This is a genomic window from Streptomyces sp. NPDC051320 (assembly GCF_040682175.1).
In the GTDB taxonomy this organism is placed as follows: domain Bacteria; phylum Actinomycetota; class Actinomycetes; order Streptomycetales; family Streptomycetaceae; genus Streptomyces.
Window position 1 is genome coordinate 495,661 of record NZ_JBFBAL010000001.1, and the last position, 23,093, is coordinate 518,753.

Annotated in this window: 23 protein-coding genes and 3 pseudogenes; 18 read left to right on the top strand and 8 right to left on the bottom strand. The window is 70.0% G+C overall.

Annotated elements, in window-relative coordinates; genetic code table 11:
- The first annotated feature begins 435 nt into the window (after positions 1 to 435).
- The 7 genes and pseudogenes from AB0M87_RS02280 to AB0M87_RS02310 all read left to right on the top strand — a co-directional run.
- Complete coding sequence (locus tag AB0M87_RS02280; RefSeq protein ID WP_365849394.1) at positions 436 to 1,035, top strand: molybdopterin-dependent oxidoreductase; 600 nt, start codon at positions 436 to 438, stop codon at positions 1,033 to 1,035.
- Positions 1,005 to 1,760, top strand: coding sequence for a ferredoxin reductase (locus AB0M87_RS02285; protein WP_365849396.1), 756 nt, complete (start codon positions 1,005 to 1,007; stop codon positions 1,758 to 1,760). Before AB0M87_RS02280 ends, AB0M87_RS02285 begins: the two co-directional genes overlap by 31 nt.
- Positions 1,761 to 1,779: 19 nt before the next feature.
- The gene (locus AB0M87_RS02290; RefSeq protein ID WP_365849398.1) at positions 1,780 to 2,070 is read left to right on the top strand and encodes a DUF6510 family protein; all 291 of its coding nucleotides are present in this window, start codon (positions 1,780 to 1,782) and stop codon (positions 2,068 to 2,070) included.
- 116 nt (positions 2,071 to 2,186) lie between these two features.
- On the top strand, positions 2,187 to 3,104 hold the full coding sequence (locus tag AB0M87_RS02295; RefSeq protein ID WP_365849399.1) for an NADP-dependent oxidoreductase: 918 nt from the start codon (positions 2,187 to 2,189) through the stop codon (positions 3,102 to 3,104).
- Between the two features lie 281 nt (positions 3,105 to 3,385).
- Positions 3,386 to 3,559 (top strand): annotated as a pseudogene (locus AB0M87_RS02300) (ATP-binding protein); the annotation flags it as partial.
- A 281-nt stretch (positions 3,560 to 3,840) separates the two neighbouring features.
- Positions 3,841 to 4,206 (top strand): annotated as a pseudogene (locus AB0M87_RS02305) (hypothetical protein); the annotation flags it as partial.
- Positions 4,207 to 4,249: 43 nt separating this feature from the next.
- Positions 4,250 to 4,567: pseudogene (locus AB0M87_RS02310) on the top strand (hypothetical protein); the annotation flags it as partial.
- Here the strand turns inward: AB0M87_RS02310 and AB0M87_RS02315 are convergent.
- Positions 4,564 to 4,755, bottom strand: coding sequence for a hypothetical protein (locus AB0M87_RS02315; protein ID WP_365849401.1), 192 nt, complete (start codon positions 4,753 to 4,755; stop codon positions 4,564 to 4,566). The pseudogene AB0M87_RS02310 and the gene AB0M87_RS02315 overlap by 4 nt on opposite strands.
- Before the next feature lie 129 nt (positions 4,756 to 4,884).
- Between AB0M87_RS02315 and AB0M87_RS02320 the strand changes: the two genes are divergently transcribed.
- The 6 genes from AB0M87_RS02320 to AB0M87_RS02345 all read left to right on the top strand — a co-directional run bounded on the left by AB0M87_RS02320 (position 4,885) and on the right by AB0M87_RS02345 (position 9,593).
- Complete coding sequence (locus AB0M87_RS02320) at positions 4,885 to 5,247, top strand: MarR family transcriptional regulator (protein ID WP_365849876.1); 363 nt, start codon at positions 4,885 to 4,887, stop codon at positions 5,245 to 5,247.
- Positions 5,244 to 6,677, top strand: coding sequence for an MFS transporter (locus AB0M87_RS02325; protein ID WP_365849402.1), 1,434 nt, complete (start codon positions 5,244 to 5,246; stop codon positions 6,675 to 6,677). The genes AB0M87_RS02320 and AB0M87_RS02325 overlap by 4 nt, the downstream gene beginning before the upstream one ends.
- 33 nt (positions 6,678 to 6,710) lie before the next feature.
- A complete protein-coding gene (locus tag AB0M87_RS02330) occupies positions 6,711 to 7,004 on the top strand; it encodes a DUF1330 domain-containing protein (RefSeq protein WP_365849404.1) in 294 nt (97 codons plus the stop codon).
- Between the two features lie 186 nt (positions 7,005 to 7,190).
- Positions 7,191 to 7,946 carry a TetR/AcrR family transcriptional regulator gene (locus tag AB0M87_RS02335; RefSeq protein ID WP_365849405.1) on the top strand — a complete coding sequence of 252 codons (756 nt, stop codon included), beginning with the start codon at positions 7,191 to 7,193 and terminating at the stop codon, positions 7,944 to 7,946.
- Between the two features lie 14 nt (positions 7,947 to 7,960).
- Positions 7,961 to 8,257, top strand: a complete 297-nt coding sequence (locus AB0M87_RS02340) for a hypothetical protein (RefSeq protein ID WP_365849406.1) — start codon at positions 7,961 to 7,963, stop codon at positions 8,255 to 8,257.
- Positions 8,258 to 8,357: 100 nt separating this feature from the next.
- Positions 8,358 to 9,593, top strand: a complete 1,236-nt coding sequence (locus AB0M87_RS02345) for a C40 family peptidase (RefSeq protein WP_365849407.1) — start codon at positions 8,358 to 8,360, stop codon at positions 9,591 to 9,593.
- Here AB0M87_RS02345 and AB0M87_RS02350 read toward each other — a convergent pair.
- The 5 genes from AB0M87_RS02350 to AB0M87_RS02370 are packed head-to-tail and all read right to left on the bottom strand — an operon-like array spanning position 9,566 to position 14,786.
- Positions 9,566 to 10,801, bottom strand: coding sequence for a styrene monooxygenase/indole monooxygenase family protein (locus tag AB0M87_RS02350; RefSeq protein WP_365849408.1), 1,236 nt, complete (start codon positions 10,799 to 10,801; stop codon positions 9,566 to 9,568). The genes AB0M87_RS02345 and AB0M87_RS02350 overlap by 28 nt on opposite strands.
- Positions 10,802 to 10,815: 14 nt before the next feature.
- Complete coding sequence (locus tag AB0M87_RS02355) at positions 10,816 to 11,442, bottom strand: ATP/GTP-binding protein (RefSeq protein ID WP_365849409.1); 627 nt, start codon at positions 11,440 to 11,442, stop codon at positions 10,816 to 10,818.
- Positions 11,423 to 11,818 carry a DUF742 domain-containing protein gene (locus tag AB0M87_RS02360; RefSeq protein WP_365849410.1) on the bottom strand — a complete coding sequence of 132 codons (396 nt, stop codon included), beginning with the start codon at positions 11,816 to 11,818 and terminating at the stop codon, positions 11,423 to 11,425. Before AB0M87_RS02360 ends, AB0M87_RS02355 begins: the two co-directional genes overlap by 20 nt.
- Positions 11,815 to 12,291 carry a roadblock/LC7 domain-containing protein gene (locus AB0M87_RS02365; RefSeq protein WP_365849411.1) on the bottom strand — a complete coding sequence of 159 codons (477 nt, stop codon included), beginning with the start codon at positions 12,289 to 12,291 and terminating at the stop codon, positions 11,815 to 11,817. The genes AB0M87_RS02360 and AB0M87_RS02365 overlap by 4 nt, the downstream gene beginning before the upstream one ends.
- Positions 12,288 to 14,786 (bottom strand): nitrate- and nitrite sensing domain-containing protein, encoded by a 2,499-nt coding sequence (locus AB0M87_RS02370; protein WP_365849412.1) that lies wholly within the window; start codon positions 14,784 to 14,786, stop codon positions 12,288 to 12,290. Before AB0M87_RS02370 ends, AB0M87_RS02365 begins: the two co-directional genes overlap by 4 nt.
- A 442-nt stretch (positions 14,787 to 15,228) precedes the next feature.
- Here AB0M87_RS02370 and AB0M87_RS02375 point away from each other — a divergent pair, with 442 nt between their 5' ends.
- Entirely contained in the window at positions 15,229 to 16,017 is a 789-nt protein-coding gene (locus AB0M87_RS02375; RefSeq protein WP_365849414.1) for a hypothetical protein, read from the top strand.
- On the opposite strand, the gene AB0M87_RS02380 is transcribed toward AB0M87_RS02375, so the two are convergent.
- On the bottom strand, positions 16,018 to 16,515 hold the full coding sequence (locus AB0M87_RS02380; RefSeq protein WP_365849415.1) for a MarR family transcriptional regulator: 498 nt from the start codon (positions 16,513 to 16,515) through the stop codon (positions 16,018 to 16,020).
- Between the two features lie 203 nt (positions 16,516 to 16,718).
- Here AB0M87_RS02380 and AB0M87_RS02385 point away from each other — a divergent pair, with 203 nt between their 5' ends.
- Entirely contained in the window at positions 16,719 to 17,552 is an 834-nt protein-coding gene (locus AB0M87_RS02385) for a lysozyme (protein ID WP_365849416.1), read from the top strand.
- 73 nt (positions 17,553 to 17,625) lie between these two features.
- Here the strand turns inward: AB0M87_RS02385 and lon are convergent, their stop codons facing one another.
- Entirely contained in the window at positions 17,626 to 20,046 is a 2,421-nt protein-coding gene (gene lon / locus AB0M87_RS02390) for an endopeptidase La (RefSeq protein ID WP_365849417.1), read from the bottom strand.
- 69 nt (positions 20,047 to 20,115) lie between these two features.
- On the opposite strand from lon, the gene AB0M87_RS02395 reads away from it, so the two are divergent.
- The 3 genes from AB0M87_RS02395 (at position 20,116) to AB0M87_RS02405 (ending at position 22,927) form a co-directional block, all read left to right on the top strand.
- Positions 20,116 to 20,928, top strand: coding sequence for a spermidine synthase (locus AB0M87_RS02395; RefSeq protein ID WP_365849419.1), 813 nt, complete (start codon positions 20,116 to 20,118; stop codon positions 20,926 to 20,928).
- A 167-nt stretch (positions 20,929 to 21,095) separates the two neighbouring features.
- Positions 21,096 to 21,833: a response regulator transcription factor gene (locus AB0M87_RS02400; protein WP_365849420.1), complete on the top strand. Its 738-nt coding sequence runs from the start codon at positions 21,096 to 21,098 to the stop codon at positions 21,831 to 21,833.
- Positions 21,830 to 22,927 carry a HAMP domain-containing sensor histidine kinase gene (locus AB0M87_RS02405; protein ID WP_365849421.1) on the top strand — a complete coding sequence of 366 codons (1,098 nt, stop codon included), beginning with the start codon at positions 21,830 to 21,832 and terminating at the stop codon, positions 22,925 to 22,927. The genes AB0M87_RS02400 and AB0M87_RS02405 overlap by 4 nt, the downstream gene beginning before the upstream one ends.
- Positions 22,928 to 23,093 lie beyond the last annotated feature (166 nt).

The following is a 23,093-nucleotide window of genomic DNA, read 5'->3' on the forward strand; positions in this document are numbered from 1 at the left end:
GCACCGCCTTGTGCCCGTGTGCCGGGAACATCGGCCGGCCCAGGGCGCCGGTGCCGGTCCGGAGAGTGATGCCGGCTGCCGCCGAGGCCCGGGTTCGGTATCGCGATACGAAGTCCACGCCGCGTGTCCCAGGTGCCGTTCCCTCGGCACGCACCACCGTCACGTCAGCCCTGTTGATGCGCCGGCCAGGGTGCAGAAAGCAGCTTGAGATCCATGGACTCGGCGGATGCCAAGTCGTCCATTCGGTACCGGACAGACAAGCCGGAACAAGCGACAGCGCTCCGGCGACGGGGTCCGCCAGTGCTTCCGGCGAAGGGCACGCCGCAAGGATGCGGGCCTGCAATTTTGGGGCGATAGTGAAAAGAACTGCTTCTCCCGGACGCCGACACTCGAGGGACGCCGCAGGGGCTGTCCCGGACGAAAAGGATGGCGAGTATGGCGATCATCTCGCGCGGGTTTCACGGTCGAAGGCCGCCGGTGGGCACAAAGCTGCCGCCCGGCCAATACGAGACGACCGGCTTCCCGGTGCTGTCCGCCGGACCCACCCCCCGCGTGAAACGGGACGAGTGGGAACTGTCCGTGCGCACGGAGACTGGGGAGCAGCGCACATGGGACTGGGCGGGCCTGACGGCGCTCCCGGTGGAGTCTCCGACAGTCGACCTGCACTGTGTGACGAAGTGGTCGAAGTTCGGCACCGAGTGGCGAGGCGTGTCCTTGGACACCCTGCTCGCAGACGTGGCGACGGCCGCAAAATACGCCCTTGTCAGGTCGTACGGGGGCTACACCACGAACATCCCTCTCGACGACTTGGTCGACGGCAAGGCGTGGATCGCCTACGGCTACGACGGCGGCGACCTCGCACCTGAGCACGGTGGCCCCGCCCGACTGCTCGTCCCGCACCTGTACCTGTGGAAGTCCGCGAAGTGGGTGCGCGAGATCGAGCTGCGGGTGAGCGACCAGCCTGGTTTCTGGGAGGGCGCCGGCTATCACAACTACGGAGACCCATGGAGAGAACAGCGGTACCAGGGAGACTAGGTGACCGACTCCGGTGGCGCGCCGGCGAGGTGACGGGCCGGCACATGGAGTCGGCGACAGGCGTCACGCTGACGCTTGACGTGCCGGACTGGCCTGGACATCTGGCCGGTCAGCACGTGGACGTCAAGCTGACCGCAGAGGACGGCTACAGCACCCAGCGCAGCTACTCGATCGCCTCGGCTCCCAACGGTCGGGGACTCGACCTGACGATCCAGCGCACACCCGGCGGGGAGGTGTCGCCCTACCTGGTGGACGAACTCAAACCCGGTGATCAATTGGAGTTGCGTGGGCCTGTCGGTGGATGGTTCGTCTGGAGTCACGAGCAGGCAGAGCCGATCTTGCTGGTGGCCGGCGGCTCAGGACTCGTCCCCCTGATGTGCATGATCCGCGCCCGGGCGGCGGCCGGCAGCCGGACCCCGTTCCGACTCCTGTACGCGCTGCGAACCCCTGCGGATCTGCTGTACGGCCCGGAGCTTCGCGCCGGGGCACCGGGACTCGATACGACATACCTCTACAGCAGAGAGGCCCCGGCGGACTCACCGCGTCCACCAGGGCGCATCACCCCTGAGGACTTGGCGCGCAACGGCTGGCCGCCTGACTTCGAGCCGACCTGCTATGTCTGCGGGCCCACGGCGTTCGTCGAGAAGGCGGCTGCCTACCTGGTGCTACTCGGGCACGCACCCGGGCGAGTACGTACCGAACGCTTCGGCAACAGTGGAGGTTGAGATGGCGTCCGCAGGAGCCATGGACCCAGATGCAGGCGATGCGCCTGACGGGCACGTCGACGGAAACGTGCTGGCAGGCCCCCTGTCCGAGGTCTTCGCCGTTGACGTGACTGCCGCGACGAGCCGATGCGCTCACTGCGGTTGCACGGGACCCCTCGCTCGCCTGCACGTGTACGGCCACGCTCCCGGCCTTGTCGCACGCTGTCAGGAGTGTGGGGAGGTTGTGCTGCGCGCGACGCGCACGAGGGGCGCCATGTGGCTCGACATGAGCGGCGCGGCCTCGCTGGCAATCCCCTTGGGGGAGGCCTGATTTCCTGAGGGCCGCCACCCTGGCGTCGGCCGCGCGGTTCGGGACGCTCCCCTTGCCGACCGCAGATTCTCTGGAGAATGCCGTGCAGGCATGGCCCGGATATAGGGAGATGGACGATGAAGGCGATCGTGGTGACCGATCAGGCCGCGGGAACGGCCGGGATGAAGCTGGTGGAGCGGCCCGAGCCGCAGGCGGCCGGGAACGATGTCCTCGTTCAGGTTCATGCATCGGGATTCACCCCGGGCGAGCTGTCGTGGCCCTCGAACTGGACCGATCGCCTCGGCCGTGACCGGACGCCTTCGGTTCCCGGACACGAGCTGGCCGGAGTGGTCACCGCCCTCGGCTACGGCACGACGGGGCTGTCGGTGGGACAGCGGGTGTTCGGCCTCACGGACTGGACTCGCGACGGCACCCTCGCGGAGTACGTGGCCGTCGAGGCACGCAACCTCGCGCCGCTGCCTGGCGATGTCGACTTCACGATGGGCGCGTCCCTACCGATCTCCGGCCTGACCGCGTGGCAGGGGCTGTTCGAGCACGGCCGCCTGCAAGCGGGGCAGAGCGTCCTCGTGCACGGTGCGGCCGGCGGAGTCGGATCGATGGTGACTCAGCTCGCACGAGAGGCGGGTGCGTACGTCATCGGCACTGGGCGCGCTGGTAACCGTCAGACGGCGCTCGACTTCGGCGCGAAGGAGTTCGTCGACCTGGACAACGACGCCATGGAAGATGTCGGCGGGGTCGATCTGGTTTTCGACATCATCGGCGGAGACATCGGGAAGCGGTCCGCGGGCCTGATTCGCGCCGGAGGAACGCTCGTGACCATCGCCGGGCCGCCGGAGGCGCGCCCCGCCGACGGCCTGGCAATCGACTTTGTCGTCGAGTCCGATCGCGCCCAACTAAGTGATGTCGTCCAGCGGGTCAGGGATGGTCGGCTGCGGACGAACATCGGCAACGTGGCCACCCTCGACGATGCCGTCGCCGCCTTCAACCCGACCGAGCGGCGCAAGGGCAAGACGATCATCCGCGTTCGTCCATAAGGACTCGGAGACAGCAGAGACCCCGTTACGTCGTGGGTCTCGTCTCGCGTCCCTGCGGGGTGTGGCTACGCCGCACCCCTTACGGGGGCCTGTGGTGTGCGGGGCGACATCCACCAGCGGATGGGGGACCGGCCAGGGCCCGTCGTTACGGATCCGCCAGGGGAGCGACGGGGTGCCGAGCCGACGGTGCCGCTGGCCGCATCGAGCTTGCTGCCGCGCCGCTCCACGACATGGCCGTGGTCCGAGGTGATGAGCACGGTCATATCGTTCGCGCGGGCGGGATGGAGGTGACCGGCACCCGAGGCGACCGCCTCCCCCACGCACACACCCCTGCAGCCGACGCCGAGTCCGGACGCGGCCTGCTCATCGTCGATGCACTCGCCGACCGCTGGGGAGCCACCCCGGGGCCCGTACCCCGCAAGGTGATCTGGGCGGAAATCGAGCTCGCACCGTGACCGCATCCACCGGGTCCCGGAAAACCACAACCCGGTGGGCCGCGACGCGGTTTCCCGCAACATCAAAGACTTGAAGAACCAGGGAAATTACCTTCCCAACCCCACCCGCCCCTGATCCCGTCGCCCGTCACTCGCACGGGTGACATTGCCCAATTGGGCTGGAAGTGGGTCCGGTTGATGGGCATATGCTCGCTGCGACCACCCCAAGGCATGCGACGGCCCCCGACGAGACGCCAATCTCGGTCGAGGGCCTGACCAACGAGGAAGTTCGGAGCTTCCCGATGGATACCCAGCAGATTAGCGCGCCCACGCGCGCCTCGTCCCCTGTTCGTGGGGGCGCCACACCGTCATCCGGTGTCGTGCACGACAACAGCCCGCACACCATTCACTACACGGTCATCGGCAACCACCTCGCCCAACACCGCGAGTTGTCCTTCCTCGCGATCGGCATCGCCGTTCACATCCAGTCGCTGCCTGCCGGTGCCAAAGTCGGCATCACCGCCCTGGCCGCCCGCTCCTCGGAGGGTGAGCACCGCATCGCCGCCGGGCTACGCGAACTCGAAGCCCACGGCTACCTCGAACGCACCCGGGTACGCCTCCCCAGCGGCCGAGTCACCACCCGCACCGTCTCCCACAACCAGTCGGGAGTACGAGCACTCGCCGGAACGGCACCCGGCCCGCCGCCCGCGCCCGGAAGCACTCGCCGCTCCGATCGTGGAACTCATCGCACAGGGCCTGGGCAACCACCCGGCCGCACAACAGTGGAGGAACCTGGTGGCCGTGGACCTTTCTTTCTACAAGTCACCCCTCTCGGAAGAAATCCGGGACGAAGGCCGGGTGGAAGGCCGCGTGGAAGACTTGCTGCTCCTTCTGGAGGCGCGCGGCATCACCGTCCCCAACGCGACCCGCGAGAAGATCACCGGCTGCGGCGACCTCGAACTGCTGCGCCAGTGGCTCAAACGCGCCGCCACCGCCACCACCGCCGAGGAGATCTTCGCCGAGGACTAGGCCGTCCACGGAGATCCAGTCCGGTACTTCCAGGCGATCGCGTCGACTACCTGCCGGTGATCACGAGTGCGCTGGGCGCCGCTGCCCTTGAGCAAGCCGGCCCGCCGGATCCGGGTGAGCGCGAGGCCCAGCAGCCGGTCGGCGCGGTCGCCCTCGGCGAGCCGGTCGCGGAAGTCGACCATTTCCATAAAGTGTGAATATAAAAACGCTATGCTTCGAGCATGAGTCGTCAAGACACCGCTCCCGGCGCGTCCGCCGCCATCGGCGCAGCCCTCTACGGCCTGGCCACCAGGGCCGCGAGACGCCTGCCCCGGGATATGAGCCTGACGTCCGCCGCCACCCTGGCCACCCTGGACCGGACCGGCCCGCGGCGTATCACCGATCTGGCCGCGGTCGAGGGCGTCACCCAGCCCGCGATGACCGCCCTGGTCCGGGTGATGGAGGAGTCCGGCCTGGTCGAGCGGCGGGGCGACGCATCCGACAAGCGGGTCACGCTGGTGTGCCTGACCGAGGCCGGCGCCTCCTATGTCCGGACGCGGCGCCAGGCAGGCGTCCACGCGTTCGAGCGGTTGAGCGGCGAGCTCACCGGCGACGAGGTCGAGGCGCTGGTGGCGGCCCTTCCGGCGCTGAAGCATCTGGCAGAGCTCGAAAGCCAGGACCGCGAAGGGCCGAAGCAGTGACCGGGCAGCCGGTCGACGGGGTCGCGGTGAAGGCGTTCCCGGTGGCGTGTTCCGAGGCGCGGCTGCTGGTCCCCGCCCTGATGTTCATCGCTCTGGTCGTGGCGGCGGTCGCCAGCCTCGGGACGCCGCTCATCACCAGCGTGGCGACCTCGTTCCACGTCTCGCTCGGCAGCGCGCAGTGGACGCTGACCGTCGCGCTGCTCAGCGGCGCCGTCGCCACGCCTGTCCTGGGCCGGCTCGGAGCCGGCCCGTACCGGCGGGCCACGGTCCTCGCCACGCTGGCGGTCGTCGTCGCCGGCAGCGCGCTCACCGTGCTGCCGCTGCCGTTCGCGTGGCTGCTGACCGGCAGGGCCGCCCAGGGCGTCGGGCTCGGGCTGACGGCGCTGATGATGGGCGTGGCCCGGGACCACCTCCCTGAGGAGCGCAGTGCGGCCGTGATCGCCCTGATCTCGGTGGTCTCGATCATCGGGGCCGGCGTCGGCTACCCCCTCGCCGCACTGCTCGCCGAGCTCGGCGGGGTACGGGCCGCCTACGGCCTCGGCCTGGTCGTCACCGCCGCCGCCCTCCTGACCGCGTGGCGCTCCATGCCCGAAGCCCCCGAAGGCCGCACCGCCCACGTGGACTTGGCAGGCGCGGTCGTCCTGGCCGCTGCGCTGCTCCTGGTGCTGTTCCTCGCCGGCGAACGGACTCTGTGGAGCCGGCACCTCGCCGTGGCGGCGGGCCTCGCCGTCGTCGCGGTGGTGCTGCTCTGCGTCTGGGCCGTCATCGAGCTGCGCAGCACGACGCCCCTGGTCGATGTGCGGGCGGTGCGGCACCCGGCGGTCGCCGGGGCGAACCTCGCCATGTTCGTCGGCGGGATCGGCATGTACCTCCTGCTCACGCTCATCACCCGGTACGCGCAGACGCCGCACGGCGCCGGCTACGGCTTCGGTCTGACGACCTTCGTCGCCGGGCTGGTCCTCATCCCGTTCTCGGTGCTGGGGTTCGTCGCCGGCAAGCTCACGCCGCGGGTCCGGACGCGGATCGCCGGCCCCCTGCTCCTGGCCGGCAGCGCCGTCGTGGTCGGCGGCGGGTTCGCCCTGTTCGCGGCGGCCCGGTCGGACCTGGCCGAACTGTTCGCGGCGATGGGCGTGCTGGGCTTCGGCGTCGGCGGCTTCTCGGCCGCGATGCCCGGCGTCATCCTGGCCGTCACCCCCAGGAGCGAGACGTCGAGCGCCATGAGCTTCAACTACGTCGTCCGCAGCGTCGGGTACTCCCTGGGCAGCGCCATCGGCGGCCTCGTCCTCGCCGCGGGCACCGGTCCCGGCCACCTCTTCCCCGACGACAGCGCCTACACCACGGCGGCGCTGGTCGGCATCGGCGCCATGGCGATCACGACGCTGACAAGCCTCGCTCTCGCCCGCCGACGCTCCTCCGAGACCAACCCGTAAGTCAGATGCACTCATTTCGACACTGGAGGTTCCATGCCCAAGGGCTACTGGGTCAGCGTCTACCGCACCATTTCAGACCCTGAGAAGCTGGCTGCTTACGACAAGCTGGCCCGTCCGGCCGTCAGGGCCGGGGGTGGTCGGGTCATCTCCCGTGGCAGTCGGGTCGTTGCGTATGACGCCGGAATCGCCGAGCGCACCATCCTGATCGAGTTCGACAGCTTCGAGCAGGCCGTCGCGACGCGCGAGAGTGCGGCCTACCAGGAGGCGCTGGTCGCCCTCTCCGACGGCGTCGAGCGCGACTTCCGCATCGTCGAGGGCATCGACTGACCGAGGTCCAGTCGGATCTTCACTGAAGCTCTCTGCGGCGCAGCCCGAACCCCCCGACGAACGACAATGCGAAGAGCCCACCGAGAACCATCGAAGAAACGGCCTGGCCCCGGCACGCCGAGGGTGAGCCCACGGCGGAACCGGCCGGCACGGCTGGTGGACGAGGGGAAGGATTACGCTGCGGTCATGACCCCCGCAGCAACCCCCGCCTACCGGCGCCTCGGCGTCGAGGAGCGTCGAATACAGCTTCTCGACGCGGCCCTGACGCTCTTCGCGCACCGGGCGCCGGAGGACGTGTCGCTCGATGACGTGGCGGAGGCGGCGGGAGTTTCGCGGCCGCTGGTCTACCGGTACTTCCCCGGCGGCAAGCAGCAGCTGTACGAGAAGGCGCTGCGTTCGGCCGCTGACCAGCTGGAACTCTGCTTCGCCGAGCGGCAGACCGGTCCGCTGACCGGGCGTCTCCGTCAGGTACTCGACCGTTATCTCGCCTTCGTCGACGAGCACGACGCGGGTTTCTCGGCGCTGCTCCAGGGTGGCAGCGTTGCCGTGACCTCCCGTACCGGCGCCATCGTCGATGAGGTGCGCCGGGCCGCCGCCGAGCAGATTCTGATGCATCTGGGCGCGGCCTCCCCCGGGCCGCGGCTGCGGATGCTGGTGCGTACCTGGATCGCCGCGGTGGAGGCCGCGTCGCTCATCTGGCTCGACGAAGCGAAGCAGCCGCCGCAGGGCGAGCTCCGCGACTGGCTGATCGACCACCTGATCGCGCTGCTCACCGTCAGTGCCGCGACGGACGCGCAGAGCGCCGCCGTCGTACGGGCCGCCCTGGCGCAGGAGCTCCCGGAGGGCCCGGCCGGCGTTCTGGCCCGGCGGCTGCTGCCGGCCCTGCCCGAGGCGTCCCACTTGTTGGCCGCGCCGGGGGACGAGGCCCCCGAGGAGGGCTGAGTCAGACTGGCCCGGTGAAGAGCGAAGAGACCCTGTTCGAGGGCGGCCCGCTGGACGGGCGCATCCTGCCGATCCTGCTGGGGCCGACCGGCAACCCGCCGAAGGTGTACGAGGTGCCCGTCCCGGACGCGGCCGGCGGTCCACCGACCGTGCTGGTCTACGTCCGCGTCCCCGCAGGTCACACCAGGAGGCTGGGGCTGTTGCGCGGCTGGAAGTACGTGTACACGCCCGAAGGCCGCCCGCGCACGCTGAAGTGGCCCTGGTCGAAGGCGGAGCCGGGTCCCGGCAACCCCGACGCCCCTTCCGAGTGATCACATTGGGCCGATCAGACCGCTGCTGATGCGGCATCAGGTAGCTCACCGCATGCTCGGCCCCGGGCGGACGGCCCGCCCCGGAAGCGGAGGTGACGTGGTGTCGGACAAGGTGTCAGGCGGGGTGCCGGGCAAGGCGGCGGTCAGGCTGCTGCGGTTGGTCTGCGCGACGGCGGTGATCGGCATGGTCGTCACCGCGTCGCCCGCGCTCGCCGAGCCGGATCCGGGCGCGGGTGCGGTTGCGGGCGCGGGTGCTGGGGCGGAAGCGGCCCCACCGGCAGCCGCCGACCCGCAGGCCGCCACCACCGCACCCACCACCGCCGCGGCGCTGCTGGACCGGCTCAAGAGCCTCTACCAGAGCTCGGAAGCGGCCGGACAGACCTACACGGCCGCAGCGGAGGCGCTCAAGCGGCAGCAAGCGGCGACCAGCAAGGTCGGTGCCGGGCTGGCGAAGGCGCGGAAGGAGCTCGCCGAGAGCCGCGACGCGGCCGGGCAGCTGGCCCGCGAGCAGTATCAGGGCAGGACGGGGCTCTCTCCGTATCTGCAACTGTTGCTGGCCGACGACCCCGAGCAGGCCCTGGACGAGGGCCACCGGATCGCCCGCGCCTCCGCCGACCAGCTGGCGAAGATCAAGCGCCTCAAGAAGGTCGAACAGCGCGCGAGCGCGCTCGACCGCCGTTCGCGTGCCGCCCTCGCCGAGCAGCAGAAGCTGGCGGCCCGTAAGAAGAAGGCGCACGACACGGCCGAGTCCCGGCTGCACGAGGCGGAGGCGCTGCTCGCCGGCTTCACCCCCGGCCAGGCGGCCGACGTGGCGGCGCTGGACCAGGCGGACACCGGGGCCGCGCAGAAGGAACTGGTCGACTCCGGGGTGCTCAGCGGCCCGCCGGCGGCCGCTTCCGCGCAGGGCACCGCGGCGATGGCCTACGCGGTGGCTCAGGTCGGCAAGGCGTACGCCTGGGGCGCGGCGGGCCCGGACTCCTTCGACTGCTCCGGGCTCACGCAGCAGGCCTGGGCGCACGCCGGCCGGAAGATCCCGCGCACCAGCCAGGAGCAGTGGCGCGGGCTCCCGAAGGTGTCGCTGAGCGCGCTGCGGCCCGGCGACCTGATCGTGTACTTCCCCGACGCCACCCATGTGGCGCTGTACATCGGCAACGGCAAGGTGGTCCAGGCGCCCCGCCCCGGCGCGCGGGTGGAGATCTCCCCGCTGGCGTCCGCCCCGGTGCTGGGCGCGGTCCGCCCCGATTCCGGAACCGCGGGAGCACCGAAATCCGGGGCAGCACCGAAGGCCGGGGCGGCGCCGAAGACCGCTCAGCCGGCGGACACCTCGGCGAGGTAGGCGCCGGTCTTCTCCGGGTCGTAGAAGAAGTTTTCGAAGTCCGCGGGGTTGTTGAAGCCGTTCGCGAAGCGGTCGGCGACCGGCTGGAGCTGCCCGGCGGCGCCGATGAGGTTCAGTACGTGCTCGGGCGGGACACCCAGCATCGCGTTCGTCCACTTGGTGACATGCTGCGCCGTCGCCCAGTAACGGTCGAAGGTCTGCTGCATCCACGCCTCGTCGAAGGGCCGGTCACCGTGCTCGGTGATGGCGTCCAGATACGCCGCCGCGCACTTCGAGGCGGAGTTGGAACCCTGCCCGGTGATCGGGTCGTTGGCCACCACCACGTCGGCCACGCCGAGGACGAGACCGCCGCCGGGGAGCCGGCCGATGGGGTTGCGGACCGTGGGGGCGTACCGCCCGGAGAGGGTGCCCGCCGCGTCGGTGAGTTCCACGTGCGTGGCGCGCGCGTACTCCCAGGGGGTGAACTTCTCCATGAGTTCCAGCGTGAGCGAGAGATGCTCGGCGGGGTCCTTGACGCCCTGGAAGGCATCCAGCGGGCCACCGGGTACGCCCTCCCAGAAGAGGATGTCCGCACGGCCGCTGAGGGTGAGCGTCGGCATCACGAAGAGCTCGCCGACGCCGGGCACCAGATTGCAGCGGACCGCGTCGAAGTCGGGGTGCTCGGGGCGCGGGCCCATGCCGTGCACGTACGCCACGGCCAGGGCGCGCTGCGGCTCGGTGAACGGCGAGCGGGCGGCGTCCCGGCCGAACATCGAGACCAGTTCGCCCTTGCCCGCCGAGACCATGACCAGGTCATAGGTGCGGGCGAAGAAGTCCAGGTCGGACACCGCAGCGCCATGGATCACGAGCTGTCCGCCGCGCTGTGCGAAGGTCTCCATCCAGCCGGCCATCTTCACCCGCTGGTCGACCGACTGGGCGTAGCCGTCGAGCTTGCCCACCCAGTCGATGGGGCGGGACGCGTCGGGGGCCGCGACGGAGACGCCGAGGCCCTCGATCCTCGGGGCCTGTGACTCCCAGAAGTTGATTCCCAGGTCACGCTCGTGCTGCAGCGCGGTGTCGAACATGCACTGCGTCGACATGACCCGGCCCGATCGGATCTCGTCGGCGGTGCGGTTGGACATCAGGGTGACCTCGTAGCCCTGCGACTGGAGGCCGAGGGCGAGTTGAAGCCCGGACTGACCGGCTCCGACGATGAGTATCTTGCGCATGGCGGGCTGTTCTCCTATTCGGGGGTGGAGTCGAGTGCGTGGCCCACCAGGGCCAGCAGCGACTCGATCACCGTAATTCTGTTACGCGCGTCCATGATGAGCACAGGGACGTGACGCGGGATCGTCAGGGCCTCGCGTACGTCCTGGGGTTCGAAGCCGGGGGTGCCTTCGAAGTGGTTGACCGCCACGATGTACGGCAGGCCGCAGCTCTCGAAGTAGTCCAGGGCCGGGAAGCAGTCGGCGAGTCGGCGGGTGTCGGCCATCACTATCGCGCCGACCGCGCCGCGCACCAGGTCGTCCCACATGAACCAGAAGCGCTGCTGGCCCGGTGTGCCGAACACGTACAGCACCAGGTCGTCGTCGAGGGTGATCCGGCCGAAGTCCATGGCGACCGTGGTGGTCAGCTTGTCCGGTGTGGCGGTGAGGTCGTCGGTGTCCTCGCTCGCCTGGGTCATCAGCGCTTCGGTCTGCAGCGGTGTGATCTCCGACACGGCGCTCACGAAGGTCGTCTTGCCGACGCCGAAGCCGCCCGCCACCACGATCTTGGTGGATATCGGTGCGCGGGTACGGTCGTTCTGCCAGGCCTGGATACCCTCGTCGGCCTCGGCGGGGATCAGCGTCTCAGAGACGGCGGAGTCCACTCAGCACCCTTTCGAGCAAAGCGCGGTCGGGCTGGCCTTCGCCGTGCCCTGTCCCGTACACACGGATCTTTCCCTGGTCTGCGAGGTCGCTGAGGAGGACCCGGACCACGCCGAGCGGCATCTTCAGCAGGGCCGAGATCTCCGCCACGGTGCGCATCCGGCGGCAGATCTCCACGATGGCCCGCATCTCCGGCATCAGGCTCATCGGGCCGTTGGCCAGCTCCGGCCGCTCCGGGGCCGCCTCGATGGCGGCCACGAAGGTCTCGACGAAGAGGATGTGGCCGAATTTGGTGCGGCCGCCGGTCAGTGAGTACGGCCGGACACGCGCCGGCCGCCGGTCCGGGCTGCGGACCGGTAGGTGAGGGGCGGGGGTCACTGGGTGCTCTCCATCGATTTGCGCAGCTCGCTGCGGAGTTCGGGGGTGAGGACATGACCGGCGCGGCCGACGAAGAGTGCCATGTGGTACGCCACGACGCTCATGTCGCAGTCGGGGGTGGCGTGCACCCCGAGTAGCGATCCGTCGCTGATCGACATCACGAAGACGCTGCCCTCCTCCATCGCGACCATCGTCTGCTTGACGGATCCGCCGTCCATCAGCTTCGCGGCGCCGATGGTGAGGCTGCCGATGCCGGAGACGATGGTGGCGAGATCGGCCGCCGACCCCTTGGGTCCGCTCGGGGCGTCTCTCGGCGCGACCGGCGTCTCCGGGTCGGAGGAGAGCAGCATCAGTCCGTCGGACGACACGACGGCGACGGAACGGAGGCCTGGCACCTCCTCCACCAGGTTCTTCAACAGCCAGTGCAGGTTACGGGCTTCGCGGCTCAGTCCGAATGTGCTGGGCGCAGTCAACTGCGTGCCTCCTCGACACTGTCCCCCGCGTCATCGGTCCTTACAACCTCGGTCCCAAGCTGCTCCGAGATCTCTGCTTCGACGTCCTTCCGGCCGTTCTTCGCTCCTTGGTGGAAGCCGCCGAGCCTTCGGCGCAGGGCATCGGCGTCCACACCGCCGGAGCGCTGTCGGGGGGTGGCTTCGGCGGGCCTGCTGATCTTCGGGGTGCGCTTGGGCAGGCCCTTGTCGGTAACGCGTTCGGTGACGCGTTCGCTGGTCTGTTCAGTGGTCTGTTCGCGGGTCTGTTCAGTGGTCTGCTGGTGTGGGAGCCGCATGGTGAAGGTCGGCTCGTCCACCGGCACGGTGTCGCCCGCGTCCACCGTGTCGTCCGTGCGCTCGTGGTCGTCGGCCCCTATCGCGTAGCGCGAACGGGTGGGCAGTACGTTCGAGTTCGCCTCCGCTACCGAACCCGGCAGGTTCAGCGTCGGCGCCGCCCCCGCCGTGGGCACGACGTGCGGTGGGGCGAGCGGCGGTTCCTCGGGGAGCAGGGCACTCGACAGCACCACGACCGCGGCGATCCCGCCCTGCTTCTGCTCGCGCAGTTCGACCCGGACGCCGTGGCGCGCGGCGAGCAGCGCGGCCACGTGCAGACCGAGTCCGGCGCCGTCGTCGTCGGGGCCACCGGGGTAGTACGTCTCGGGGTCGGCCAACCGGGCGTTGAGCTCGGTGCGCCGCCCGGCTGACATGCCGATGCCCTCGTCCTGCACCGAGAGCATCACCTCTCCGCTCTCCAGAAGCCAGCCGGAGAGCTGGACCTGAGTGGCGGGCGGCGAGAAGGACGTGGCGTTCTCCAGGAGTTCGGCGATCAGGTGGCTGATGTCGTCGGCGGCGAAGCCGGCCACCTGGGAGTGTGCCGGCAGCGAGCGGATGGCGACCCGTTCGTAGCGTTCGATCTCGCCGGCCGCGGCCCGCAGCACGTCCACCAGCGGCACCGGGCCGCTATGTGCGGGGCTGTGTTCGGTACCGGCCAGGACCAGCAGGTTCTCGCTGTGGCGACGCAGCACGGTCGCCATGTGGTCGAGCTTGAAGAGGGTGGCGAGTTCCTCCGGATCCTGCTCGCGCTCCTCCAGGCCCTCGATGACGGTGAGCTGACGCTCGACCAGGCCGAGGCCGCGCAGCGAGAGATTGACGAAGGTCGACTGGACGGTGTGCCGCAGCCGGTCGAGCCGGGCGGTGACTTCGGCGATCCTGGCCTCGTACGCAGCACGTGCGGCGGCCGGCAACTCGCGGTCGCCGACCGGGCCCACGCCGACGCCGCCCCCGCCGACACCGCTCACGGCATGCTGCGCCGCCCGGGCATCCGCGGCCAGGACCCTGCTGTGCAGTGTGTTGATGGACCGGACGACCTGGGCGAACTCGTCGTTGCGGCCGGTGAACCTGATCGGCTCCTCCGTCCCGGGGCTCGCGGCGAGCCGGGCGGCCCCGATCCGCAGCACCGCGAGCGGGCGGGTGAGCGTCCGGGCCACGGCGGCGCCGACCCCGATGGTGAGCAGCAGGAGCGCCCCGGTGAGCGCGACCCGCCACTCGAGCGAGGTCACGGCGTCGTCGCGCAGTGCGGCGAACCGCTTGGCCTGCCGGGCTCCGAGAGCGGACTCCACGCCGCGCATCTGGTCGATGCGCGCGGTGAGCGCCGAGCCGGCCTTGGTCGGGCTGGTCTTCAGATCGGATGCGGACAGCTGCGGCTGGTCGGTGAGCCGGGTGAGGTACTTCTCGGCGGTGTCGACCTCCGGGCCGGAGACCGTGGCGTCCAGCGATTCCCGGGCGTCCGGACCGGCCGCCTGGTCGAAGTCGGCCAGTGCGGCCAGCTCCCTGACCCGGGACAGCTGGGCGGCGGTGCTCAGTTCGTCGCGGGTCCGCACTTCGGGGCTGTTCGGGTCGGCGTCCCGGGTGACGTACTGGCCGCTGACCGGGTCGTACACCGGGCTGCTCGGCGGCTTGGGGACGGACAGCGCGGCCAGCAGCAACCCGCGGGTGGCCGACGCCTGATCGACCGCGTGGCCTAGATCCACCTGCGCGCGGACGGACGCCGCGGCTGCCGGTGGAGTCTGCTCGGCGAGCTGGTCGGAGACCTCCTGGACGGTGCCGATGAGGTCCGAGTACGCCTTGTTGGCGTCCAGCGCGGAGCCCTTGCCGGTCAGTGCCGTCCTGCGAACGGCAGGCAGGGTGGCGAGAGCGTGCCGGAGCGAGGCGGGAGCGGCCGCGCTGATCTCGTCGATCTCGTTGTCGACGCGGACGGCCCGGGCGGCGGCCTGCTTGTCCTTACGGTGCCGGCCACCGGCGATGTAGACCGTGACGTCGTCACGCTCGTCCGCGAGGGCGTGTGCCAGCGAGACCGCCTGCTGGTCGAGGCCGGCGAGGGTGACCTGCTGCTGGGCGTCCGTCAGTTCCGACGATGCGGTGACGGCTGAGGGCGCACCGGCCGCGAGGACGGCTACGCCGACGGCGGCCACCCCCATGACCAGACGCCTGCGGACCCGAACCGTGCGCTCGACAGGCTCGCTGGTGTTGCGCCGAAGCCGCTTGTTCCGCACCGGTGCTCGCAATCTCGTACTCGTCCTTGTACTTCAGACGACTGGTCAGGCGACTGGCTCCAGCAGAGCGTCCCGCCCCTGATACCGCTTCCGACCATTCCAGTGGTTTTGGGAGGGGACTGGGCATCACCCGGTCAGCCACTCGAAGGAGTGAACATCAACAGCGAGTTGGCGAACAACTCCGCGCCCGGCGCGCGCGAGGTGCGCAAGGGGCATCGGGTGGAACTTCCGGACGGGCTTTGGCAGGATGCCCGCCCGCACTCACCGGAGTCCCTCATTCCGCCCAAGAGCCCACCCCGGCCCGCTGGTACAGGCCAATCGATCACCGGTGGGTGCCCGGGATGCGTGGTCGGGCAGACTGATCCGCATGCGCATCGAACTCGCCTCTGTCTCCGGCTCCTCGGATCGTCCCAACGAGGACTGGGCGGGAGCGGTTCTACCCGCCTCCGGACAGGGGGGCGTACTCGTCCTGCTGGACGGTGTGACGCCGCCCGCCGGCAGTGACGGGTGCGAGCACGGGGTGCCCTGGTTCACCGCACGGTTGGGCGGATCACTGGTCGAACTGTCCGGTTCGCGGCGGGATATGAGCTTGCGCGAGAGCCTTTCGGAGTCAATCAGACGCACCGCCGGTGCCCACCGCGAGAGTTGTGACCTTTCTCACGTCCGTACCCCTCAGGCAACCGTGGTCATGGTGCGCTGGTCCTGGGAAGCGGTCGAGCACCTGGTGCTCTCCGACTCGATCCTGCTGATCGAGGACGCGCACGGCGCCGTACGGGCGGTGCTGGACGACCGGCTCGACCGGTTGCCGCGCGCGGTGCTGGCCACCGATGCGACAGCGGACGCGGTGCGCAACCGGGAAGGCGGCTTCTTCACCGCGGCCGCCGACCCGCGGGTGGCGGCGCGCGCGGTCACCGGGCGTACGCCCACTGCCGAAGTGCGGGCGCTGGCGGCGCTCAGCGACGGTGCGGGCCGCTGGGTGGAGACCTTCGGCGAAGGCGACTGGGCGGAGTGCTTCGGCATCCTGCGCAAGGAGGGTCCGCAGTCCCTGATCGACCGGGTGCGCGGACTGGAGGACGCGGACGCGGCGGCGGGCCGTGCACGGCTGCGGCGCAGCAAGACGCATGACGATGCGTCGGCCGCTTTCGTGGAGCTGTAGTCACCGCTCGGCGCGGGCGTTCAGCTGGTGCAGCAGCCTGGCCAGTTCGGAGACCTCCTTGCGGTCCCAGCCCTCGAGCCTGCGGACGTACTCGGCCCGGCGGGCGTCCCGCACCCGGCGCAGCCGGTCGCGTCCCTCGTCGGTGAGCCGGACCAGGAAGGCCCGGCCGTCGTCCGGGTCCTGCTCACGGGTGACCAGGCCCAGCTCCTCCAGGGCGCGCAGCTGCCGGCTCATGGTCGCCCGCCCGACCCCGATGTAGCCCGCCAGATCGGTGGCCCGCTGACTGCCCCACTCGTCGAGGCAGACCAACAGCCCGTAGGCGGCGGCCTCCAGGCCGGGGTGGACCTCCCGGGACATCTCGCCGGAAGTGGCCCGTGCCCGGCGCAGAAAAACGGTCAACTCGCGTTCCACAGCGAGGAATGCCTGGTCCACACCACTTGGTGACGTGGCCGCGTGTTCGCCGTCCGTACCGCTGTTGTGCACGTCAGCACCCCTCACGAGCTTTCCCGATCCTGAAAGTTTCTTTCAATCCCTGCTATTGCCGCAGCTCCGCCAGTATTTCGCAGGAGTAGACCAACGGCAGCACCCAGGTCCCCTTCCGCCCCGCAGGTCTACGTGCGTAGCGTCCTTCCTGACATGTCCATACCAGCACGTGTCAGCAGCTCAGCACTCCCCCCACCGAGCCTTTCGGAGGCACGCTCATGCCCGTGCACAGATCCGGAACGGCCGGCCGCGGACGTATCGCCGCGGTCGGGATTCTTCTCGCATTCCTCACCTCACTGCTCACCATGCCAGGTACCGCGTTCGCCGCGCACAAGCCCGGCACGCCGGCCCGTGGCACGGCCACGATGGGCATGGGCGTCATCGCCCATGACGGCCAGGGCGGCGCGCCGCACGAAACCCTCGCGACGCAGACCGAGGGCGTCGACGTCTCCAACTACCAGGGCAACGTGAACTGGACGACGCTGTGGAACAGCGGCGTCCGGTGGGCCTACACCAAGGCCACCGAGGGGAACTACTACACCAACCCCTCGTTCGCCCAGCAGTACAACGGCTCGTACAACGTCGGAATGATCCGGGGCGCCTACCACTTCGCGACGCCCAACGACTCGAGCGGCGCCAACCAGGCCAACTACTTCGTCAGCCACGGCGGCGGCTGGTCGCGCGACGGCAAGACGCTGCCCGGGGTCCTGGACATCGAGTGGAACCCCTACGGAAGCGCCTGTTACGGGCTGAGCGCGGCAGGGATGGTCTCCTGGATCCGCGCCTTCACCAACACGTACAAGTCGCTCACCGGGCGGGACGCGGTGATCTACACGGCCACCAGCTGGTGGACCCAGTGCACCGGCAACTCCGGGGCGTTCGGCTCGACCAACCCCCTGTGGATCGCCCGCTACAACACGTCGCCGGGCACGCTGCCGGCCGGCTGGGGCTACCAGACCATGTGGCAGTACACCTCCACCGGACCGACGGTCGGCGACCACGACAAGTTCAACGGCGCGTTCGACCGGGTACAGGCGCTGGCCAACGGTTAGGCGTTGCTTCGGACCGACCCCTGGACAGACAGGCCCCGGCACCGCCACGAAGGCGGTGCCGGCGCGACCCGTGTCAGGCGGCGGCCGGGACCCGTACCTCCGCGGCGGACAGCGCGATGTCCAGGACCTGGCGGACATCGGTCACGGGGTGCACGTCCAGCTTGTCGAGCACCTCGGCGGGGACGTCGTCCAGATCGGCCTCGTTCCGCTTGGGGATCACCACCGTGGTGATGCCCGCCCGGTGGGCGGCCAGCAGCTTCTGCTTCAGGCCGCCGATCGGCAGCACCCGACCGGTCAGTGACACCTCGCCGGTCATCGCCACATCCGTACGGACCTGACGTCCGGACAACAGGGACGCCAGCGCCGTCGTCATGGTGATACCGGCGCTCGGACCGTCCTTGGGCACCGCGCCGGCCGGGAAGTGGATGTGCACGCCGCGGTCCTTCAGATCGGCGACCGGCAGTTCCAGTTCGGCGCCGTGCGAGCGCAGGAAGGAGAGCGCGATCTGCGCCGACTCCTTCATCACGTCACCGAGCTGCCCGGTCAGGGTCAGTCCGGCCGCACCGGTCTCCGGGTCTGCCAGCGACGCCTCGACGAAGAGCACGTCACCGCCCGCCCCGGTGACCGCGAGCCCGGTGGCCACCCCCGGCACCGCCGTACGGCGCTCCTCGGGCAGTTGGGCGGACTCGGGGACGTGGTGGGGCCGGCCGATCAGCCGGCGCAGCTGCTCGTCGGTGACGGTGAACGGCAGCTCCTGCTCGCCGAGCTCGTGCCGGGCCGCCACCTTCCGGAGCAGTCTGGCCACCGCCCGCTCCAGATTCCGTACGCCCGCCTCGCGGGTGTACTCGCCCGCCAGCTTGCGCAGCGCTGAGTCGTCCAGGGTCACTTCGCCGCTCTCCAGGCCGGCCCGTTCCAGCTGCCTGGGCAGCAGGTGATCGCGGGCGATGACGACCTTCTCGTCCTCGGTGTACCCGTCGAGGGTGACCAGTTCCATCCGGTCGAGCAGGGCCTCCGGAATGGCGTCCAGGACGTTGGCCGTGGCGAGGAACACCACATCGGAGAGGTCGAGCTCGACCTCCAGGTAGTGATCGCGGAAGGTGTGGTTCTGCGCCGGGTCGAGCACCTCGAGCAGCGCGGCCGCCGGGTCTCCCCGGAAGTCGGAGCCGACCTTGTCGATCTCGTCCAGCAGCACGACCGGGTTCATCGACCCGGCCTCCTTGATCGCCCGGACGATCCGGCCGGGGATGGCTCCCACGTAGGTGCGCCGGTGTCCGCGGATCTCCGCCTCGTCCCGCACACCACCGAGCGCCACCCGGACGAACGTCCGGCCCATGGCGTGCGCGACGGACTCGCCGAGCGAGGTCTTGCCCACGCCGGGCGGGCCGACCAGAGCCAGCACCGCGCCACCGCGGCGGCCTCCCACGACGCCCATGCCGCGGTCCGCACGGCGCTTGCGCACCGCCAGGTACTCGGTGATCCGCTCCTTCACATCGTCCAGGCCCGCGTGCTCGGCGTCGAGGATCTCCCGGGCGCCGCGGATGTCGTACTCGTCCTCGGTCCGCTCGTTCCAGGGCAGCTCCAGGACCGTGTCCAGCCAGGTGCGGATCCAGGAGCCCTCGGGGCTCTGGTCGGACGCGCGCTCCAGCTTCTCGACCTCCTTGAGCGCGGCTTCGCGCACCTTCTCCGGGAGATCGGCGGCCTCCACCCGGGCCCGGTAGTCGTCGGACTCGTCCTCCGGGTCTCCGTTGAGCTCGGAGAGCTCCTTGCGTACGGCGTCCAGCTGGCGGCGCAGCAGGAATTCGCGCTGCTGCTTGTCGACACCCTCCTGGACGTCCTTGGCGATCGACTCGGCGACGTCCTGCTCGGCGAGGTGCTCGCGCAGCCACTGGACGGCGAGCTTGAGGCGGGCCACCGGATCGCCGGTCTCCAGCAGCTCGATCTTCTGGTCGAGGCTGAGGAAGGGCGAGTAGCCGGAGTTGTCGGCGAGCGCGGACACGTCCTCGATCTGCTGGACCCGGTCCACCACCTGCCAGGCGCCGCGCCTCTTCAGCCAGTCGGTGGCGAGCGCCTTGTACTCCTTGGCCAGCTCGGCGACGGCTCCGGGCAGCTCCGGGTCGGTGTCGGACACCGTCGGCGCGGCCTCGTCGATGCGGACGCCCTCCACCCAGAGCGCGGCGCCGGGGCCGGTCGTCCCGGCGCCGATCCGCACCCGGCCGCGGCCCCGGATGAGAGCTCCCGGGTCGCCGTCGGAGAGCCGTCCGACCTGCTCGACGGTGCTGAGGACGCCGGTGCTCGCATACGTGCCGTCGATGCGCGGAACGAGCAGGACCAGCGGCTTGTTGCCACTGGAGCGGGCCGCGGACGCCTGTGCGGCCTCCACCGCGGCGCGCACCTCGGTGTCGGACAGGTCCAGCGGCACCACCATTCCGGGGAGCACGACCTCGTCGTCGAGGGGCAGCACGGGCAGGGTGAGTGGTGTGGACGTGGAAGCCATGATCTCCCCTTAGGCAGTGAAGTTGAGCAATAGCGACTCAATGCTCGTTCAATGCGCCAAGGGTCACCGATGTTCCCCGGAGCGTGTTCGCTCTCAGCGATCGATCGCGCAGCGCCCGCACGACCGCCCGGTGCACCGCCCGGACCTGCCGCGATAGCCTCCGATCCGTCACGGAGTACGACGGACGATGCCCGCAGCACGGAGGCGATCACCATCGAGACGGCACACACACTGGAGCGGCGCGACGGCCCGTACGGGGAAGTCGTCCTGCGCGGCCGGGGCGAGCACTTCGAGATCATCGCCAACGGGTGCTTTCTGATGGACACGTCGGACGGCCGCTCCGAACGCCGGCTGATCGACTCGGCGCTCGACGCCCTGCCGACCGGACGGGACCGTCCCTCCGTACTCATCGGGGGCCTCGGCGTGGGTTTCTCGCTCGCACATGCGGCGGCCGATCCCCGCTGGGGCCCGATCACGGTCGTCGAGCGGGAGCAGGCCATCATCGACTGGCATCTCGAAGGACCCCTCTCGGCGATTTCGGGTCCGGCTCTCGCGGATCCGCGGACTGTGATCCTGCGCACCGATCTGATTGCTCACATCCGCGATGCGGTCACGGCGTATGACGCCCTGTGTCTGGACATTGACAACGGGCCGGACTGGACGGTGACCGAGGACAACGACGGTCTCTACGCCCGGAGCGGGCTCATGGCCTGCATGGACCGCCTCAAACCGGGCGGAATCCTGGCGGTCTGGTCCGCCCGCCCCTCCCCCGACTTCGAGCAGTCGTTGCGGAATGCCGGATTCAGCGGGGTAAGAACCGAAGAGATCCCAGTTGCCCGAGGCGTTCCTGACGTCGTTCATCTCGCTGTTCGCCCTGCGTAGCCGGGACGCCTTAATTGCATCTAGTGTGCTCAGCGACGGATGAGATCGATAAGCCGTTTCCCGTCAGCAAAGCCTGACATCAGCAAACCCAGTCATGTAAAACCGCGTACGCGTAATTCCAGAGAACATGCGAACGCATACCAAGAGCGCACTTCCAGGGGCGGGCGATGGAGCAGACACACACCACCCACAACGGCGTAGCGGCCACCCCCGGCGCCCAGCGCCGGGTGCTGGTCGTCGAGGACGACCCGACGATCGTCGACGCCATTGCCGCCCGGCTACGAGCCGAGGGTTTCCAGGTGCAGACCGCAACCGACGGTCCGGCCGCAGTGGACGCGGCCCAGGCCTGGCAGCCGGATCTGATGGTCCTCGACGTCATGCTGCCGGGCTTCGACGGCCTCGAGGTCTGCCGCCGCGTCCAGGCGCAGCGGCCGGTCCCCGTCCTGATGCTGACGGCGCGGGACGACGAGACCGACATGCTGGTCGGCCTGGGTGTCGGCGCCGACGACTACATGACCAAGCCGTTCTCGATGCGGGAGCTGGCGGCGCGGGTTCACGTCCTGCTGCGCCGGGTCGAGCGGGCCACCATCGCGGCGTCGACGCCGCGCAGTGGAATCCTCCGGCTCGGCGAGCTGGAGATCGACCACGCGCAGCGCCGGGTCCGGGTGCGCAACGACGACGTGCATCTGACGCCGACCGAGTTCGACCTGCTGGTCTGCCTGGCGAACACGCCGCGCGCCGTGCTCTCCCGTGAACAGCTGCTTGCCGAGGTCTGGGACTGGGCCGACGCCTCGGGCACCCGGACCGTCGACAGCCACATCAAGGCGCTGCGCCGGAAGATCGGTGCGGAGCGGATCCGTACGGTGCACGGCGTCGGTTACGCACTGGAGACGCCCGCACCATGAGACGGACCCGAGACGGCCGGCCCGGGAACCGACGGCGGCCCGTCCAGGTTTCGATCGCGGCGAAGCTCGGCACGCTCGTCGTGGTGTCGGTCTTCATCACCACCGGCCTGGTGCTGGTGGCACTGCGCACCAAGACCGAACTCCGGTTCATCACGGTCTTCTCGGTGATCGCCTCGATGCTGATCACCCAGTTCGTGGCGCACAGCCTGACCTCCCCGCTGGACGAGATGAACACCGTGGCCCGGTCGATCTCGCACGGTGACTACACCCGGCGGGTCAGCGGCGTCGGCCGCCGGGACGAGCTGGGCGACCTGGCGTCGACGATCAACCGGATGGCCGAGGACCTGGAGGCCGTGGACCGGAACCGCAAGGAACTGGTGGCGAATGTCTCCCACGAACTGCGGACACCGATCGCGGCGCTGCGCGCGGTGCTGGAGAACGTCGTCGACGGGGTGTCGGCCGCCGATCCCGAGACGATGCGCACCGCGCTGAAACAGACCGAGCGGCTCGGCCGGCTGGTCGAGACGCTGCTCGACCTCTCCCGCCTCGACAACGGCGTGATCCCGCTGAAGGCCCGCCGCTTCGAGGTGTGGCCGTACCTCTCGGGTGTGCTGAAGGAGGCCAACCTGGCGTCGGCGCACCGCCGGGGGACGGGTTCGGGCGGCCAGCACACCCGTACCGACGTGCATCTGCACCTGGACGTCTCACCGCCGGAGCTGACCGCACACGCGGACGCCGAGCGGCTGCACCAGGTGGTCGCGAATCTGATCGACAACGCGGTCAAGCACTCCCCTCCGCACGGCCGGGTCACGGTGCGCGCCCGGCGCGGACTGCAGCCCGAGTCGCTGGACCTGGAGGTACTGGACGAGGGCCCGGGGATCCCCGAGCAGGAGCGCCACCGTGTCTTCGAACGCTTCAACCGGGGCCGGGCACCGTCCCCGCACGGTCCGGGCAGCGACGGCGGTACGGGCCTGGGTCTTGCCATCGCCCGCTGGGCGGTGGATCTGCACGGCGGACGGATCGGGGTGGCCGAATCCTCTCGCGGCTGCCGGATCAGGGTCACTCTTCCGGGGGCACCGCACACGTCCGCTTGACGTAGGGTTTCAAGTGGAAGCGATCATTCTGCTGGCACATTCTGCTGGGAAGCCACGGGGTGAGCACGTCAGAGGGGACCGGCCGGGGGCCGGTGGCCCGGCGGCGTCATACCCGGCGAGCACCGAACTTCGCTTGTTTCCCGCCATTTCGAGCCCCGAAACCCGC